We start from the raw sequence: 16,464 nt of genomic DNA, 5'->3' as shown, positions 1-16,464 counted from the left end.
CGCTCTGGGCGGACGGCTGCACGCTGTGGCTGCCGTCCGCGCCAGCCGCGGCCGCCCGCGCTCCGGCGGCGGCCCGTGACGACGCGCCGGCCGGCCGCTGGCTGAGCCTGCTGCTTCAGCGGGAGCTGCCGCCGCTGCTGCTGGTCGATATCGGCGCGGAGTGGGACCGCCCCGATGTCCGCGAGCTGCTGGGCAAGGCCCAGGACATTATCTACGTCGTGGACCCGCTGATTCATAAATTGGATCTGCCTGCAGTGCGAAACCGACTGGAGCTGCTGAGCATGTTCAGGCAGGCGGGCAAGCGGGTATACGGCTTAGCCAATAAAGCCGTCTCGTCCGGCCATACCGCGCAATGGCTGCAGGTACTTCCGGAGCGGCCGGCATGTCTGCTGCCCGCGATCGACTTCGTCAAGGTAGCGGAAGCCAACTGGTTCGGCCAACTGGTGCACGACCTTCCCGGCGTCCAGCAGCAGTTAGGCCGAGCTCTGCAGCCTTGGCTGCGCGGCTGGCTGCAGCAAGGGGCAGCGGAAGGCGGCGGCTCGGGCGAACGGGTCGGCATAGGCGGAGGCACGCTTCGCACGCTGCTTCAGCTTTGGAAAAACGGATGACACGGGGGAAGGGGCCACGATGAATTTTTGGTATAAATGCTTGTATTATGTGCTGGTGATCGGGCTTTGTTTATCGGGGCCGGCGCTCTTGATAGGCTGGAAATGGGGCGTAGAGCCGCGCTGGGGCACCGTAGACGTTGTACAGGCGGCGCGCGGCATCGACCGCGGGGCCCGCTTGTCCGAGGCCGATCTTAAGGTCGTGAAGGTGAAGAAGGAGCTGCTTGTCAGCGGGGCGGCAAGCCGGCTGTCTGCGGTTCTTCATCAGGAAACGGTTAGAGAAATCCGCCCCAACGAGCAAATTACGGACGCTATGCTTAATACCGCTCATCTGCTGCCGGGGCCCGGAGAGTGGAATATGCCGCTTCCGGCGGAATGGACGTTCGGCAAGCCGCCCGGCAGCCTGCTTCGCGGCGATCGGATCTCCCTGCTGCTGATCCCGAAGGAAGAAGCGAAGAAAGCCGAAGAGAAATCGGGCGAGGAGATGACCCGGGAGAAGATGGAGCAGCTGCAAATTCCGTTCGAAGAAGAACAGCGGCTCACGGATATGGTCGTCAGCTTCGCCAAAGGAACGAATAACCAGGAAATTTCTTCCTCCGAGGACCGTAAGAAAACGACGGGGGTCGTAAATACCGTAGAAGTGATTGTCACTGAACAACAAAAAGAGCTGATCCGCAAATATGGGATGCAGGGATATAAATTTTTAATTATTTACCACTAAAAGCGGGAAAAGCAGACGAAGCAAGCGAGAGCAGCGGAGGGGGCAAAAGCCTTCCGTCATGAAGGAGGAAGATCAAGGTGAACGCATATGTCGTTTCCGCAGACAGAAGGCTGTTGGAAGCTTTGAGGCAAACCGGGGAATACGGCGCCGTTTTGCCTGTATCGAAAGAAATGATTTCTGTGCTGCTGGCGGAGCTGGAAGGAAGACAAGAGCAGCCGGGGAGGCGGAATGCCGCCGGGCTTTCGGCCGATATCGGCATCGAAGCTTATACGGACGACATTTCGATTATGGTACCGGCTCCGGTCGACTCGGCGATGTCGGCTTCGGACGTATGGATCGTCAGCGACGGGCTGCTGGATATTTATGAAGCGGTAGCTCTGCGCTCGCTCTATCCGGCCGGAAAGTTCGTTTACTTGTTGAGCAACGACGGAGACGCCCATGCGATGCGGGCGATGCAGAGTCTGTGCGCCGCTCATGAGATGGATTATGTGCCGCCTTACCGGACGACGGAACAGGTGGCCGATGAAATTTCAGCGATATGTTTTACAAGGAACCAGTCGGCGAGCAAGGTGATTGCGCTAGTAGGCGCGCTCCCGCAGCTCGGGCTTACTTCCAGCCTGCTGCGGACCGGAATCGCGCTGGCCAAGCTGGCCGGCATCCGTGTAGGCATCCTTGGCTTGAACGGCTGGAACCCGGGCGACAGCGGGCTTGCGTATACCGGCAAATATTTGGATGAATTATGGGGCAATCTGCAGGGCAAACAGCTGCAAGCCGGCGAGCTGAAGGAGAAAATGCTGGAGCTCGCACCCGGCGTTCATTACCTGGCGGGCAACCGGGATTTGAAGAAGCTGTACTATTATCATACTGAAGGCATCGCCTGGCTGATCGACAAGGCGCGGGAATGTTTCGACATCGTGCTGCTCGACGCGGGCAGCTACCCGGACCATGCGTTGTCGGCGCAAAGCATTCATACGGCGGATCTTATCCTGGTTCAGATGGGACAAAGCCGTCAAGCGAAAGAGCAATGGCGGCGCATGTGCGAGCATATTTTGCAGCCTATCTTCCATATGGAGCAGCGGCAGCCGATGCTTCTTTTCAACAAGATGATCCATTCGCCTGAAATGGAGAACGAGAAGCAGCTGTCCCGCCAGCTGAACATGCCTTATGTCGGCAGCTTGCCTTATATCGATGCTTTCGGCCGCAGCGAATCGGACCGGAGCCTGCTGAGTCAGGCTTGGCCCGAATACGATAAGGAGCTGAACAAAGTTTGCAAAGCGATATTGCAGTACTATGATCTGCCGGTGGTTTCGCCTGCGAAAGAAAGCGCGTCCGTTCACGCTATGAAGCCGGCCAAGAGCGGCTGGCTGCGCTGGATGAAACCGGTCAGGGAGGCTTGACGGGATGGAAGCCCAGCGTCAACAGCGGTTTCATATCGGCTATTTTCATAGAGAGGGGAATCCCGAGCCTGTTGTCCCTGAGAAGGCCGAGCCGCCTTCCGATCCGCCGGCGTCCAAGGGCGGCAAGCTTTCGTTCGATCAGGCATGCAAAGCGTACAAGGAGCTTGTCGGCGAACGGTTCGCCGGGGCCGTGCAGCGAGGGGCTTCCGAACGCACGCAGTCTGAAGGAGCGGGAAGCGACGAGGCGCAGGCGTTCGTAGAGCTGGAGAATAAAGCGATTATCGGCGTCCCGGAGACGGTAACGGCCATTATGGAGCAGATCCAATCGTACGTCGATCAGCAGGGGCTTTATCAGGTCGAACTGCCGGAGTATTACGCCGGACTGCGCGCCTACGCGCGGGAGGAGCAGCAGTGCTATTCGGATATTACGCATGCTATGTTTCACGAAATATACGGCTTCAAGGCGCTCGCGTGCTGGCAAAAGTATCCCGACAGCTATGCCGCCCAAATTATCGGCACCTCCATCTGGATTCATACCGGCGGACGTCACCGGCGGATGCCGTTCCAATTCGCTTCGACCCGGGAAGTGGATAAAATTATACGCGCCTTGACCCGGCAAAAGGAGGACGCCATCGTCAACCTGTACCATACGACGCTGGAGGTCGACTTGTATACCGGGGAGCGGGTGACGCTCACGGTCAAGCCCGATGTGCGTCACGACGTCATCACGTTTCGCCGGTTTCTGATCGGACGGGTGACCGTCGACGATTTGGCGGACGAGCGAAGACGCACGATTCCTCCCGAAGCGGCCGTCCTGCTCAAAGGCTTGTCCAAAACGCATTGCAACGCTTTGATCGTCGGTCCTCCCGGTACGGGGAAATCGACGACGCTGAAGGCGCTGCTGGCCGAACGGGAAAATGATTATACGGGGGCGATCATTGAGAAGCATTACGAGCTGGCGGCCAGCCGCGATTTTCCGGAAAAGAAGCTGATCGAACGCGTGACGCACGAAAATACGTTCCATCACGCCATGGATCAGGTGCTGCGCTTCGACGTCGATTACGCGATCATCGGCGAGGTGCGCAGGGTTGAGGCCGAAGGGGCGATGCTTGCCTGCGAGCGGCTGCTCAAAGGCTTCGGCAGCACCTTTCACACGTGGAAGCCGGAGACGGTTCCGTCGCAGTTCGCCAGGCTGCTGTGCAGCTTGAACCCCGGCGTCCGATTCGAGGAGGAAGAGAAGCGTGTCGCCGAAAATATCGACATTTTGATCGTACAAACTCAGGACCCGGGGCGTATTCGCAAACGAATCAAAAGCGTGATGGAGCTGCGGTATGATCGGTTTACCCGCGAGATCAGCACGCATGAGCTGATGCGTTGGGACGAGCGGACCGATACGTGGACGTATCGTTACGATATGAGCGATCGGCTCCGCAAGGAAATGCGGGAGGTTAGCCCCGAATGGGCCGAACGGACCGAGCAGGCGCTTCGGCGTCTCGCTTCGGCGGCGCCGATGTCTCCGGACGAAGGAGTCGTCGTCTACAATCCGGCCGAAGCCGATCCGCTTCACCGCATCAGCAATTCCCTGGAACGGATGAGCAGGGCGTGCGGTATACCGTTAGCGGGTGAGCAGGCTTACGACGGCGCAGCTTATGCGGCCGCGGATAAACGGCCGAATCGAGAAGGAGGAGCGCTTCATGGCGACTTATCCGGTCTTTAACGTAGCGTATCTTTGTTTATCCGCATGGCTGTTCACGTTCGGTCTTTACAAGCTGCTTCAACCGCTGCTGCGCAATCTGGGCTTGCTGCTTCGAACCGAGCGCCGCCACCGGGCGGATATGAAGCTGCTGCAGCAGCGTAAGCAGCGGGATGAGCAGCGTTGGATCACCGTGATATGGCTGCGGCTGCGCCGTCAGCTGGAGCTTCTGCTCAAAGCGACGCAAGGGGAGAAGTTCAACGAATCGACCGTACAGAAATTCGTCCTAATGAATGTGTCTACGTCTTTATCTGCGTGCATCGTCATTTATTTCATTACTTACGATATTAGATTCAGCCTTTTTCTCGGGCTCCTTATCTTGACCGCGCCGGCCGCTTATTACCGGATCAAGCTGAGGAACATGCAAATTCAAGGCGGATACGACCTGGCGGAAGCGGTCGGCATACTGTCCAGTAAATACAAGGTGAGCCGCGGCAATATGCGCGCCGCCCTGCAGCTTGCCAGCCCGGAGATCGCTTCGGCGCCGATTCGCCGGCATTTTATGAACTGGATTAGAGAGGAGCTGAATTACGTAGATTCGCAGGAGCTTGAGAAGGCGGTGGAGGAATTTATTTACAGCATTCACACCTCCTTTGCCAAGCAGTTCGGCTTAACGGTGCTGAAGGGATTGCTGCGCGGAGAAAATGTCGAAAGCACGCTGAACGCTATCGACAAAAACATTCATAAACAAATCGACATGCTGCGCGACGAAGGGGATTCGAGCACCGAAGTGCTGCAGCTTAGCTGGCTGCATGTCATTTTATTTCCGCTGCTCATCGTCATTATGATTGTCTTCATGGGTTATAACAGCACGATGCATTATCAGCTGGGGACGGAGCAGGGACGATTTTGGTTTACGGTAACGCTTTGTTTTATAGGGGGCTCTCTGCTGCTGGCCGTCTGGTTCCGCAGGCCCCCAAACGATTATTAGCATCTGACGGGAAGGGGAGCGAATCATGGAGCTGCAGCGGAAGCTGTATGTGCTGGCGGGAGCGCTGCTTGGGCTGGCCGTTTGTTTGATTTACGTTTACGCCGCGTATTTGGTGCACCGCAAGCTGCGCGCGCCGATTTCGCTGAAGCGGATGACAAGGCTTCAATATATGCGGCTTAGAGCGTGGCTTCATCACCCGGAACTCGAACGGCAGCTTGAGCAGACCGGTTATCCGTTTCGGATGAATGCGTGGAGAATTCAATCGCTGCGCTACGGGACGGCGCTCGTCTGGACGTTAAATACGCTGTACGACGCTTCGTTTCATTGGGATCGCTTCACGTGGACGAGCCTGCTGCTCAAGCTGTGGGGACCTGTCGTGCTGCTGCTTGCAACGAATACGAAAGCTTCGCTGCTGACCTATTTTCTCGGCAAATGGAAAGAAATCGACGAAGGGGAGAAGAACAGAGAGCTCTTCATGATCTACAGCATGATTGCCGACGAGCTGAAAGGCAGCGGCAAGCGCAGGCTGAACCTGCACACGCTCTTGACGAAGCTGCGCGATTATACGGTGAGAATCAAGCCTTCCCTGAACAAAGGGCTGCGGATGTTCGATGACGGAGCGCACGCTGCGCTGCAGACGATCGCTGAAGATATAGGAACGCGGGAAGCGAAGGAGCTGTGCAAGCTGCTCGCCGATCTGGAGCTGACGCCTCCGGAGGACATCGCCGCCATGGTGGATACGCGGGAGGAGAGCTATACGCAGATGCTTAGGGAGAACCGGCGCAGACAGCGCAAGTTTTTCGGCAATTTGGCCTATGCCGCCGCCTTTAGCCCGCTGCTTATTTACTTATGGAACGCGCTGAACATAGCCCAGCAATATGTCACCGATTTGGCGCGCAGCACCAATCATTTCGGAGCGTAATATTATCATTTGACCAACAAGGAGCGATCTATTTATGAAACCGGCTTTGGAGAAATTTTTATTAATTGCGGCGACGCTGGCTGCGATCGGCATTTTTATTTTTGTCGCTTTATGGGGCTCCATCAAAGAGAAGAAAACGCAAATGGACGATCTGTTCAATAATACGAACGTCCCGACATCGTATCATTATCAAATAACGCCGGCGGACCCGGATCAAGGTCCGAAGAGCGGAGCGGATACGCTGCCGCCCCCTTCTCTAACGGCATGAAGGCCGCATTGGTGGAGATGCTGACGGTGTACATCCTTATGCTGCTGCTGTTTCAGCCCATTCTTCACGATATTTACTCGACGAGGGCCAATGCGGTGGAGATGGTGCTCGACAGTGCGATTCAAAAAGCGTCCAATGCCGATAACGGGCGATTCACGCCCGAAATTATCGATGAGATGCGAGGGACGCTGGTGCATACGTTTCTGCTGGACGAATCGGATATCCGCTTCAGCGGGACGACGGCGCTTACGCCGAGAGGCGAATACATTGAAGGCAAGCTATCTGTGAAAAGCACGCCGAGGTGGCTGTTCCGCAGCATGTTCGGAAGCGTCGACCGCGATCCTCCGGAAATCGTGCGTTATGCCAAGCAGATGAGCGAAGCGCTGGTCAGGTGACGGCTTATGAACCGCGCGCTGCTGCTCATGTTCGTCATCTTGATGTTCTTATACACAACCGGATTTCAAGCCGACCGGTTTGTGACAAGCACGACGCATAACCGCTTAAAATTCGCCCTTAATCACGGAGCGCACGATGCCGCTTTGCAGGTAGTCAAATCCAGGCTTGCAGAAGGGCAAATCGTGTTTGAACGGGGACTTGCGAGAAAGGCGTTCGAAGCCGGCTTGAAGGCCAATCTTCAGTTGAACGAGGATGGAACTCCTTACGCCCGGACGCTGCTTCAAGCGGCGCCCGTCATCGTATTCGAGGATTACGTGGACGACGATATGCCGGAGGTCACATTTCCTTATAACTATGTCCGAACGGACCAGCGCATATCCAAAACGTTGAAGGGACCGGCCGTCATCTTCAAGGTTAAAGTCAAGCTGCCGAGAACGAACGGTTTTTCCTATGAAGGCGATGTGTACAAAACCGTTATTTATGAATATCCGCTTGATTAAAGCGGCTGCGGACGGTTCGTCCGACATTGATGGAGGTGGGAAACGGAGTGTCAGCGAAATTTCAATTAAGGGGCAAGGGCAAGCTGATCCCTTTGCTTATAGGAGGAGCTATATTATTGCAAATTCCCGACGGCACGGCATGGGCTGCGGCCTCTGTGCCTCCGGCGCCGAGCTTGATCCGTGTAGACAACCGCGTTACCGGGACCAGCGATTCGGTTACTGTGAACGGTCTGTCGCCGGGAGATATGGTCAAAGTGTACCGCGATGCGGGGGCGGCTTCGCCGCTCGGCAGCGCTACGGTCGGCAGCGGCTCGACCAGCGCGGTAGTAACGATCGGGCAGCTCGGCGTAGAAAGCGGCCATGTGTATGTGACGGTAACCCAGCCGTCTTATTCGGAGAGCAAGCGGATCGTCAAATCGTATGCGGAAGAGCCATTGTCCGCTTCGCCGGCGGCTACGTCGATTCGCGTCACGAACCGTTCGGGAACCTCGTCGGACAAGGTGACGGTAAGGGGATTAGCGGTAGGCGACGTCGTCAGAATTTATGCCGATTCCTCCAAAACGAAGCTGCTCGGCTCGAATACGGTGGCGGCGTCGACGACGGACGGAACGGTCGTCTCGGTAGGCTCTCTGGGGGCTGAGGCGGGAGTGCTCTACGTTGCGGTAACGGAACCGGGACGAAGGGAGAGCCGGGCTACGGAAAAGGCGTATGAGGCCGAACCGGTAACGGAGAAGCTGCGGCTGGAGCAAATCCGCATCGTCAACGAGCTGGGCGGCGCTAACGACCGCGTCACCGTTTCCGGCATCAAGCCCGGTGATACCGTCAAGCTGTACGCCTCCGACAAGGCGGCCGCACCTTTCGCGCAGGCGACGGCGGCATCCGGGCAGAGCGAAGTGACGATCTCCGCCTCTCTGCCGTCGTCAGGCGGGGACGACAGTATCTATGTCTCGGTGACGACGCCTCCGCTGCGGGAAAGCGTCCGCGTATCCAAGCGGTATCGAGAGGAACCCAAGACGCCGCCGATCAATCCGGGCATGATCACGGTGACGAACGAGCAGGAAGGGACTCAGGATCATATTGAATTGATCGGGCTGTCCGCCGGTGACGTCGTTAAGGTTTATTCCAGCGAAACGGCAACGACTACGATAGCCACGGCGACGGTGGGCGCGGATTCGTCCAGAGCCGTGATTAAAATCGCTCAGCTCGGCAAAGGCGCGGGATACGTCTATATTACGCTAACTTCCCCATCCAAGGGAGAGAGCAGCCGAACGGTGAAAGCTTATGCCGCGGAGCAGTCGAGCGTTCCCGCCGACAGGGCCGATATTCAAATCCGCAATATTGCCGGGCCGGACGATACGGTGACCGTGACCGGGCTTAAGCCGGGCGATATGGTGAAGGTGTATGCGGAAGAGGCGGCCGCGGAACCGATCGGCAAAGCCTCGGTCGGCAGCGGTGCCGTAACGGCTGAAGTGAAGACGACTTTGCCCGGCACCGGTTACGGGATCGTATATGTGACGGTGACGCGGGCAGACGGAGAAGAGAGCCCGCGCACGCCCAAGATTTATCCGGCCGAGCCGCTGACGCTGCCTATTGCGGCGAGCTATATACAAGTCGACAATAACACGGAGGCCGGCGGCAGAGACGAGGTGACCGTCACAGGGCTTAAAGCGGGAGACCGGGTTCGTCTCTATGATGACGCTCTGTCGAGCACGCCTATGCAGACGGCGCTGGGCCAACAGGCTGACGCTGTCGTAGCGGAAGGCTCCACCGTCGTTACGCTCGACCGTCTGGAGTTGAAGCCTGACGGAGGCAAGCTTTACGTAACCGTAACCTCCAAGGACCGGCGCGAAAGCAGCCGGACGATGAAGGCATACGAAGCGGAATGACGCTAATTCATAATAAAGAAAGAGGGGATTGTCATGTCCTTACGAAGACAACGCAATAAATTCAAGCTTATGTTCGCAGCCGCATCCATCGTCATTCTTAAGCGCACGGCGTATGTGCTGGCGCTCGTAAGCTTACCGTTCAGCCTATTCGCACCAGGGCATTCCACCGCTGTCGCCGCTGAAGACGCACCATTCCACGATTTGGAAGGGCATTGGGCGGAAGAGCCTGTGAAGGAGGCTGTGGCCGAAGGAATCGTATCGGGCTATGCCGACGGCACGTTCCGTCCCGATCAAACGGTGAGCCGCGGAGAGTTCGTCGTCATGCTGTCGCACGGATTGCATATTCCTCCTTCGGCGGACGCGGAGGATGGAAGCGAACGAGACGCTTATTTGAAGTCGCTCCTCGATGTCGGAATTGTCGGCGGCGGCGACTTTTCGGCAGATGCGCTGGACCAGGAGCTGCAGCGGTCGGAAATGATCCGGCTCGCGCTGCGCTCGCTTGATCCGGAAGGCGCTGCGGACGATGCGGACAAGCAGTGGGAGCAGGCGGTGTCGGCCGGGCTCCTCGACGGGGAGCAGGATGCCCGGAGCCTGTCGCAGCAGACGGCGACGCGCGCCGAGGCCGTAGTCGTTCTGCAGCGGCTGCAGCATGCGTTTCATTTGAAGGAGCAATAGGATCAGTGATATAAAAGCAGGTGAACGATTAACGAGCCTCGAAATCCGCGTTTGTGCGCGATTCGGGGCTTTTGGGCATCCTTGGAGTAACGGGTTGAAAGCGGAAGAAAGATGAAGTACGCTAACAGTATCTCATGGAATTCCGTACATAGTGGAAGTGGCCGGAGGCGCGTGGGGACATTTGCTCCTATGCTTGCCTTGCCGCCGTATTGGACGAGAAGAAGCCGGCATGTGAAGGGTGTAACATGTGGTTTCGTCCAGAGGCGGCTGCCGATCAGATATATAGGAGGAGACACGGATGAAGGAATATGCGAAGCGTATAGAGAGACTGCAGGAGCGGCTGCAGCAGCAAGCGCTTGACGGCTGTATGATTACGCAAAATGTCGATTTGTATTATTTTACCGGTTCGATGCAAACCGGGTATTTGTTCGTACCGAGCGGAGGGGAGGCCGTGTTTTTCGTGCGGCGCAGCGTGGTAAGGGCACAGGGCGAATCCGCGGTGGCCGTCGAGCCGCTGGGGTCGTTTCGCGCCTTCGGGCAGCGTCTCGCTGAAGTATTCGCGCCGTTGTTCGGGCAGGCTAGCTCCCGCAAGCTGAGGGTCGCAGCCGAGTTCGACGTGCTCCCGGTGCAGCAGCTGCAGCGGCTTGAAGCCGTTCTGCCGGACGTGGAGTGGGCGGACGGCTCGACGATGATCCGCGAGCTGCGGATGATCAAGTCGGCGGCGGAGCTTGCCCTCATACGGGAGTCGGCGAGAGTGATCGATTTGGCGTTCCAAGAGGCTTTCGGCACGCTGCGGGCGGGAATGACCGAGCTGGAGCTGATCAGCGGCTTCGAGCTGTTCATCCGCCGTCAAGGCCATATTGGCTTGATGCGCATGCGCGGCTACAACCAGGAGGTGATCACCGGTATGGTGGGAGCCGGGGAGGCCGCCGCGATGCCGTCGTACTTCGACGGCCCCGCGGGAGGCCAAGGGCTTAGCGCGGCAAGCCCGCAGAGCGCGAGCCGCCGGGTCATTCAGCCGGGTGAGCCGATCCTGCTTGATGTCGGCTGCTGCATCGACGGCTACGTCATCGACCAGACGCGTACGGCCGTTATCGGCTCGCTGCCTGAGGATCTGGTTCAGGCGTACGACACGTCGGAGCGCATTATTCGCAGCGTGGAGGAGATGCTGAAGCCGGGAACCGTCTGCGAGAAGCTGTACATGCATTCGCTGCTTATGGCTCATGATGCAGGCCTGAGCGACCATTATATGGGCTACGGCGCCGATCAGGTGAAGTTTCTCGGCCATGGCATCGGCCTCGAAATCGATGAGCTGCCGGTGCTGGCCAAAGGCTTCAGCTACCCGCTGCAGCCGGGCATGGTCATCGCCATCGAGCCGAAGTTTACGTTTCCGCAGCGCGGCGTCGTCGGGATCGAGAACAGCTACGCGATTACGGATACCGGCTTCGAGAAGCTGACCGTCACCCGCGAAGGGCTGGTCAAGCTGTGATACGGCAAGGTACCTATACGAGAAGCCTGCAAGCATGGTGAAAAAGCAGATGGTGCGAGCTAGATCAAGCTGGAGAAGCGCAGCGCTCGCCTTTAATCAAAAAATCCGGGGCGGGCAGCGATCGGTGGGGAAAATCCGTCTACAAAGGTGACCGCTTACGCTGTTCCAACTTTCTATCCGCTTTCCGGCTACTTTTTCACCACGCTCCTGCTAGATGTGATTAATAAACGAAAGACCTCACTCCCGTTACAAGCGGAAATGAGGTCTTTCTTGCTAAGAGGCGCTGCGTTCCACGATCCGGTCGATCAAGCCGTATTCTTTGGCTTCGGCCGGGGTCATAAAATAGTCGCGGTCCGAATCTTTCTCGACTTTATCGAACGGCTGGCCGGACGTCTCGGAGATGATGCCGTACAGCACTTTGCGCGTCTTCATAATATGCGTGGCACGAATTTGAATGTCCGACGCCTGCCCTTGCGTCCCGCCCCATGGCTGATGGATCATAATTTCCGAATTCGGCAGGGCGAACCGTTTGCCCTTGGCTCCGCCTGTCAGCAGAATAGCGCCCATCGATGCGGCGAAGCCGACGCAAATCGTCGATACGTCAGGCTGAATGAACTGCATCGTATCGTAGATCGCCAATCCGGCCGTAGTTGAGCCTCCGGGCGAGTTGATGTACAGATGAATATCTTTATGGGGATCGGCCGCCGCCAGGAAGAGCAGTTGGGCGATAATGCTGTTCGCGACCTGATCGTTAACCTCCGATCCCAAGAATACGATGCGGTCCTTCAGCAACCGCGAGTAAATATCGTAGGACCGCTCCGAACGGCCGTCCTGCTCAATAACGTAAGGAACATGATTCATCGAATTTCCCTCCTCGAATGGTGGATGATCCGGCAATGCCGAATGGAAAACTTAGACTATCCGCTTCATTAAGCGGCTAGGCATTGAACGTCGGAGCTGCGGGCAGGGCTGCGCTTCATCGAACCGAAGCCGGATGAGACCATAATGAGCTTCACGAGCGGTCCCGTGCCGCCGGGATTCAGGTTCCATTCCTGCACAAGCGCTTCTTCAACGGTTTGAGTGCTTGGCGCCGAACGGAACGTATCCAGATCGATCACGTTGCTTCGTACTTCATCGGGTAAGCTTTCCTTTACTGGACGGTTCGTCACGCTCCTTGTCACCAGAATGGGGACAGGTGTCTGCTTCTCCTGTCCCTTGCCGGAAGCTTGCTCACCGGCGCTGTTCTCACTGCGGTTGTCGTTGCCGTTCATTACCGCTCACTCTCCTTTGTCCGTTTTCGGATAAATAGCCAGCATTACCTGGTACATTGCCGCCGCCTTACCGTCCTGCTCAAGCGCGCCCGCGTACTTGCACGTCAACGCCTTCATCATCTCGACGTAATCCTCGATGAACGCCTGCCGCGCATTTTGATCTTGCAGCGGAATCAGCAGCTGCATCGTCGCGCTCGGAATGTCCTCGCCCTTCTCGGCATGCTCCATCAAATGCACGGCATCCTTCTTCATCTGCTCTGCGGTCGTAATAAGCTGAGCCAGCGAGCCGTGTTCCTTCAGCCGTTCGATCGTCTCCTCCGACAGGCTGAGCGATTCGGCCAGCACGAAGGTTTTGGCGATCGATTGGTACAGCACCTCGACCAGATTGCGCACCTGTCTTGTTCCGACCCGGCGGATCAGCCCGGTCTTCTCCAGCGCCTTCAGGTGATAATTCATCCGCTGAGGCGTCTCTTGAAGCTGCCTCGCCAGCTCGGCGGCCGAAGCCGGCTCCGCCAGACGCGAGACGATATCCGCCCGCAGCGGATTGAGCAGAGCCATTGCCTGTTCCGGCGATTGGATCAGACAGCTTTCGAGAATGTCCTGTTGCAACTGTGAACAACCTCCATACGATATTATCTTTACGTAAAAATATTTTATTACGTTATTGAGAATTTGTCAAAGGGTGAAGAAGCCTATACTGTTGGGTGACAAATATGTTTTGAAATGACAAACATATTTGATCGTCCAAGGTGAAAGGTTCTTCATGGAGGAAGTAAACCTTGACGGCTCTTCAAGGGCTTAGCAAGTTTGAACCGGATGTCTATTACGGATATGCCGTAGAATTCATTACCGTCCACCGGGAAAACGGCCAATTCGAACATTGCCGCCTGGATGCAGATGCTTCCGGCAGGCTTTCATTCCAAGGCTCATCGGCATACCAGCTGTTCGATGTACCAGGTGTTTAAAGGTTCCGGCTGCTCCATTATTAATGGAATTCGTTTCGACTGGTCTCAAGGGGACTTTTTCGTTGTACCGAACTGGGAGCCAATTTTCAAAAGGCGGCAAGGGATGGATATTTGAGGGAGCTTAAGAGCGACGATCCTTTGTTGAAAAACGTAGATCCAATTTACTTGGAACGCTTAATGCATATGGTCTTTTTTATAACACAGATATGTTCAAGGAACTCAACCTGGATAGAATGCAGGGCGGTTTTTTTCCTGAGGAAAACGAATATCCATCAACTATTAAAGGAGTCAAATAACGCTTGCCCGCCTGAAAAGTTTTCTACATCAAATGTTGATCTTTTATAAAGGAAACAAACGCATGAATGGAGGGGATTTCAAGCGATTCCTTCCTGTAGATCATCCAGGAATTTCGCAATATGGGCTCACCATGTTTAGTCCGCAGCTGAATACGAAAGAGGTCCTCATTATCCTTTAATACAATGGCGGGCATGATGGCATAGCCAAATCCGCTTAGAACCATTTCCTTACAGGTTTCCATATTATCCACTTCCATGGTTATAGTTGCGGGTTTGGAGTAAGTGTCTTTCCACCAATTTTCAACTAGATTGTCTAAAGATAAATCTGTTTTATAAATAATTCTCGGCAGAGTGGGGAGTTCTGTTAAACTTACCTCTTTCTTGGATACGATCCAGACATTTTCTGTCATGATGAGATGCTTCTCCTCTGACCAATGATAGTCGCCGCGTACAAAGCCTATGTGCACATCTTGCTTATAGACAGAGTTAGGAATATCCGAGCTGCGATTGGAAGTTACTTTAAACTCCACATCCGGATAATTAGAATGAAATTGTTTTAAAATAACGGGCAGTTTATATCGGGCCAGACTGCTAGCCGTGCATATTTTTAATACGCCTGATATTTTGTTGTCCATGCTTAATAGATGCTCTTTAGTTTGTTGCAGTTGAAGCAGCATGTCCTTGGCATATTTGGTTAAGTACTCGCCCTGAGGGGTGAATTCAATACCCCTTCTGCCTCTATGCATAATGGTAACCCCGAATTCTTTTTCAAGCTGCTGAATTCGGTAACTGAGAGATGGTTGCGAGACATAGAGAATCTCTGCCACCTTAGTGATATTCTGTTGTTCATACAATGTTTTTAATAAAATCCAATCTTTTTCTTCCATATGAACGACTCCCGTATTCTGATAGTTGTGTTATAAGACATGATATTAAAAAATAGGATTAATAACAATATGATTAGTTGGAAAATAAAAGGAGGCTGTCGGTCGACAACCTCCCGTAATTGTCAGTTTGCTTTTAAAGCTGTTACAGGTATATAGGCAAACCCTTCCATAAGTCTTCTAGCGGTTCGGCCGTTTGCTGCTCGGGCTACAAACCAACCATCATCTACTTTTTCAACGAGTGATTCAACGTAGAGGACCCCGGCAGGATGCCCAATCCTTAAGCCTGGGCCTGTAGATGCGGTTAACAAATTAGGGATGGTACCGGGGATTTGGCAAGCCGTCGCCAAGGATAATGCCCCACTGACTGCATGGGTTCGATGGAGTACTCCCATAGAGATATAACGTGACAGGATATCAATCTCATGGTCCTCTACAGATTTGCCTGTATTTGTTATATATGATTTTTTTGAAGAAACCATGCAAATTTTAGGCAATGCGTGCGAGGTAGGTGTGATTGTCTCATTTGGGCTAATAAGCCCAATCATGTTTCCAGTCGCTACCCTGATCTTTTCTAACGTTTCTAACAGCGGTAGATTTTGGTTTATATCTTCCTGAAGCTCTGTGCCCAATAGACCAAGCTCCTCGGATTGAATGAACACGACAGTATTGGTGCAGTCAACTATGGAAACGTCAAACTCACTGCCTTCCTTTAGCTTTACCCGATCGACAACATTACCTGTTGGAAGAGTTTTTCCGGTAAAGGTTCCACCTGAATTGAGAAAATTCAACATAATTCTTGCAGATTGTCCGGGCACCCCATCGATAGAAAAGTCACCGTCATATACAATTTGGCCATTCGAAACCGGAATTTCAGCAATTACGATTTTATCGATGTTTGTGTTGTAAATATGCACTTTGGTGATGGGTTCTGTTAACGGAACATAGCCTTCTTCCGCAGCATATAACCCGACAGCGGTGATCAGGTTCCCGCAGGTCACGTTATAATCGATATAACTTTTATCGAGACTCACCTGGCCGAAGGTGTAATCAATGTGGGCGCCATTCCGGGAGGGGGGGCCAACCAAGGCAAGCTTGCTAGTAAGGCTAGTTCCGCCGCCCAAGCCGTCGATTTGGCTGCTGTCAGGACTTCCGAACATCCTTAATATTAGCTGGTCTCTTAATACCGCATTCGCGGGCAGGTCATATTTTCTTAGGATAAGGCCTTTGCTTGTACCCCCCCGCATTATAACGGTTGGTATCTTAAGTACTTGACCAAAGTCATACATCATTAATCCGCTCCTTGTTCGTCTTGCAACATGTTTGATTTACATATATAACTCTAATTTATTCTCATTAATAAATGAAATATTATAATTTTATTGTATTCCATAGAAAACATTTATTTTAAAATTCGCATCCTATCCTTTAGTCGGTTGGAAATATGAGTCTAATTTAAAACATTTGCGATAATTATGACGAAACTATTGTTTTTTTTAGGATCA

At 54.5% G+C, this 16,464-nt stretch carries 17 protein-coding genes and 1 pseudogene; 13 read left to right on the top strand and 5 right to left on the bottom strand.

Annotation, left to right across the window (positions count from 1 at the left end; genetic code table 11):
• The 12 genes from N0M98_RS14980 to N0M98_RS14925 all read left to right on the top strand — a co-directional run.
• The coding region (locus N0M98_RS14980) for a hypothetical protein (RefSeq protein WP_259618395.1) at positions 1-608 on the top strand (608 nt) is incomplete at its 5' end.
• Positions 609-627: 19 nt separating this feature from the next.
• Positions 628-1,326, top strand: a complete 699-nt coding sequence (locus N0M98_RS14975; RefSeq protein WP_249865714.1) for an SAF domain-containing protein — start codon at positions 628-630, stop codon at positions 1,324-1,326.
• A gap of 77 nt (positions 1,327-1,403) precedes the next feature.
• The gene (locus N0M98_RS14970) at positions 1,404-2,723 is read left to right on the top strand and encodes a P-loop NTPase family protein (protein WP_259618394.1); all 1,320 of its coding nucleotides are present in this window, start codon (positions 1,404-1,406) and stop codon (positions 2,721-2,723) included.
• A gap of 4 nt (positions 2,724-2,727) precedes the next feature.
• Positions 2,728-4,440, top strand: a complete 1,713-nt coding sequence (locus tag N0M98_RS14965; protein ID WP_259618393.1) for an ATPase, T2SS/T4P/T4SS family — start codon at positions 2,728-2,730, stop codon at positions 4,438-4,440.
• Positions 4,418-5,407 (top strand): hypothetical protein, encoded by a 990-nt coding sequence (locus N0M98_RS14960; RefSeq protein WP_259618392.1) that lies wholly within the window; start codon positions 4,418-4,420, stop codon positions 5,405-5,407. Before N0M98_RS14965 ends, N0M98_RS14960 begins: the two co-directional genes overlap by 23 nt.
• A gap of 25 nt (positions 5,408-5,432) precedes the next feature.
• Complete coding sequence (locus N0M98_RS14955; RefSeq protein ID WP_259618391.1) at positions 5,433-6,329, top strand: hypothetical protein; 897 nt, start codon at positions 5,433-5,435, stop codon at positions 6,327-6,329.
• A 34-nt stretch (positions 6,330-6,363) separates the two neighbouring features.
• Positions 6,364-6,597: a hypothetical protein gene (locus N0M98_RS14950; protein WP_259618390.1), complete on the top strand. Its 234-nt coding sequence runs from the start codon at positions 6,364-6,366 to the stop codon at positions 6,595-6,597.
• A gap of 11 nt (positions 6,598-6,608) precedes the next feature.
• Complete coding sequence (locus N0M98_RS14945; protein WP_259618389.1) at positions 6,609-6,992, top strand: hypothetical protein; 384 nt, start codon at positions 6,609-6,611, stop codon at positions 6,990-6,992.
• A 6-nt stretch (positions 6,993-6,998) separates the two neighbouring features.
• A complete protein-coding gene (locus N0M98_RS14940; protein ID WP_249865707.1) occupies positions 6,999-7,493 on the top strand; it encodes a hypothetical protein in 495 nt (164 codons plus the stop codon).
• A 47-nt stretch (positions 7,494-7,540) separates the two neighbouring features.
• Positions 7,541-9,379, top strand: a complete 1,839-nt coding sequence (locus N0M98_RS14935; protein WP_259618388.1) for a hypothetical protein — start codon at positions 7,541-7,543, stop codon at positions 9,377-9,379.
• Positions 9,380-9,412: 33 nt separating this feature from the next.
• Positions 9,413-10,054, top strand: coding sequence for an S-layer homology domain-containing protein (locus N0M98_RS14930; protein ID WP_259618387.1), 642 nt, complete (start codon positions 9,413-9,415; stop codon positions 10,052-10,054).
• A gap of 298 nt (positions 10,055-10,352) precedes the next feature.
• Positions 10,353-11,543 (top strand): M24 family metallopeptidase, encoded by a 1,191-nt coding sequence (locus N0M98_RS14925; protein WP_259618386.1) that lies wholly within the window; start codon positions 10,353-10,355, stop codon positions 11,541-11,543.
• Between the two features lie 273 nt (positions 11,544-11,816).
• On the opposite strand, the gene clpP is transcribed toward N0M98_RS14925, so the two are convergent.
• The 3 genes from clpP to N0M98_RS14910 form a co-directional block, all read right to left on the bottom strand.
• The gene (gene clpP, locus N0M98_RS14920) at positions 11,817-12,404 is read right to left on the bottom strand and encodes an ATP-dependent Clp endopeptidase proteolytic subunit ClpP (RefSeq protein ID WP_259618385.1); all 588 of its coding nucleotides are present in this window, start codon (positions 12,402-12,404) and stop codon (positions 11,817-11,819) included.
• A gap of 68 nt (positions 12,405-12,472) precedes the next feature.
• Complete coding sequence (locus N0M98_RS14915; RefSeq protein ID WP_259618384.1) at positions 12,473-12,814, bottom strand: hypothetical protein; 342 nt, start codon at positions 12,812-12,814, stop codon at positions 12,473-12,475.
• Between the two features lie 6 nt (positions 12,815-12,820).
• On the bottom strand, positions 12,821-13,423 hold the full coding sequence (locus N0M98_RS14910; protein ID WP_259618383.1) for a winged helix-turn-helix domain-containing protein: 603 nt from the start codon (positions 13,421-13,423) through the stop codon (positions 12,821-12,823).
• 167 nt (positions 13,424-13,590) lie between these two features.
• Here N0M98_RS14910 and N0M98_RS14905 point away from each other — a divergent pair.
• Positions 13,591-13,855: pseudogene (locus N0M98_RS14905) on the top strand (cupin domain-containing protein); the annotation flags it as partial.
• 243 nt (positions 13,856-14,098) lie between these two features.
• Here N0M98_RS14905 and N0M98_RS14900 read toward each other — a convergent pair.
• On the bottom strand, positions 14,099-14,962 hold the full coding sequence (locus tag N0M98_RS14900) for a LysR family transcriptional regulator (protein WP_259618382.1): 864 nt from the start codon (positions 14,960-14,962) through the stop codon (positions 14,099-14,101).
• Positions 14,963-15,084: 122 nt separating this feature from the next.
• On the bottom strand, positions 15,085-16,251 hold the full coding sequence (locus N0M98_RS14895) for a 2-methylaconitate cis-trans isomerase PrpF family protein (protein ID WP_259618381.1): 1,167 nt from the start codon (positions 16,249-16,251) through the stop codon (positions 15,085-15,087).
• Positions 16,252-16,464 lie beyond the last annotated feature (213 nt).

The sequence above is a fragment of the Paenibacillus doosanensis genome, from assembly GCF_025060755.1.
GTDB classification, from domain to species: Bacteria; Bacillota; Bacilli; order Paenibacillales; family NBRC-103111; genus Paenibacillus_S; species Paenibacillus_S doosanensis.
This window is presented reverse-complemented; position numbering and strand designations above follow the sequence as displayed.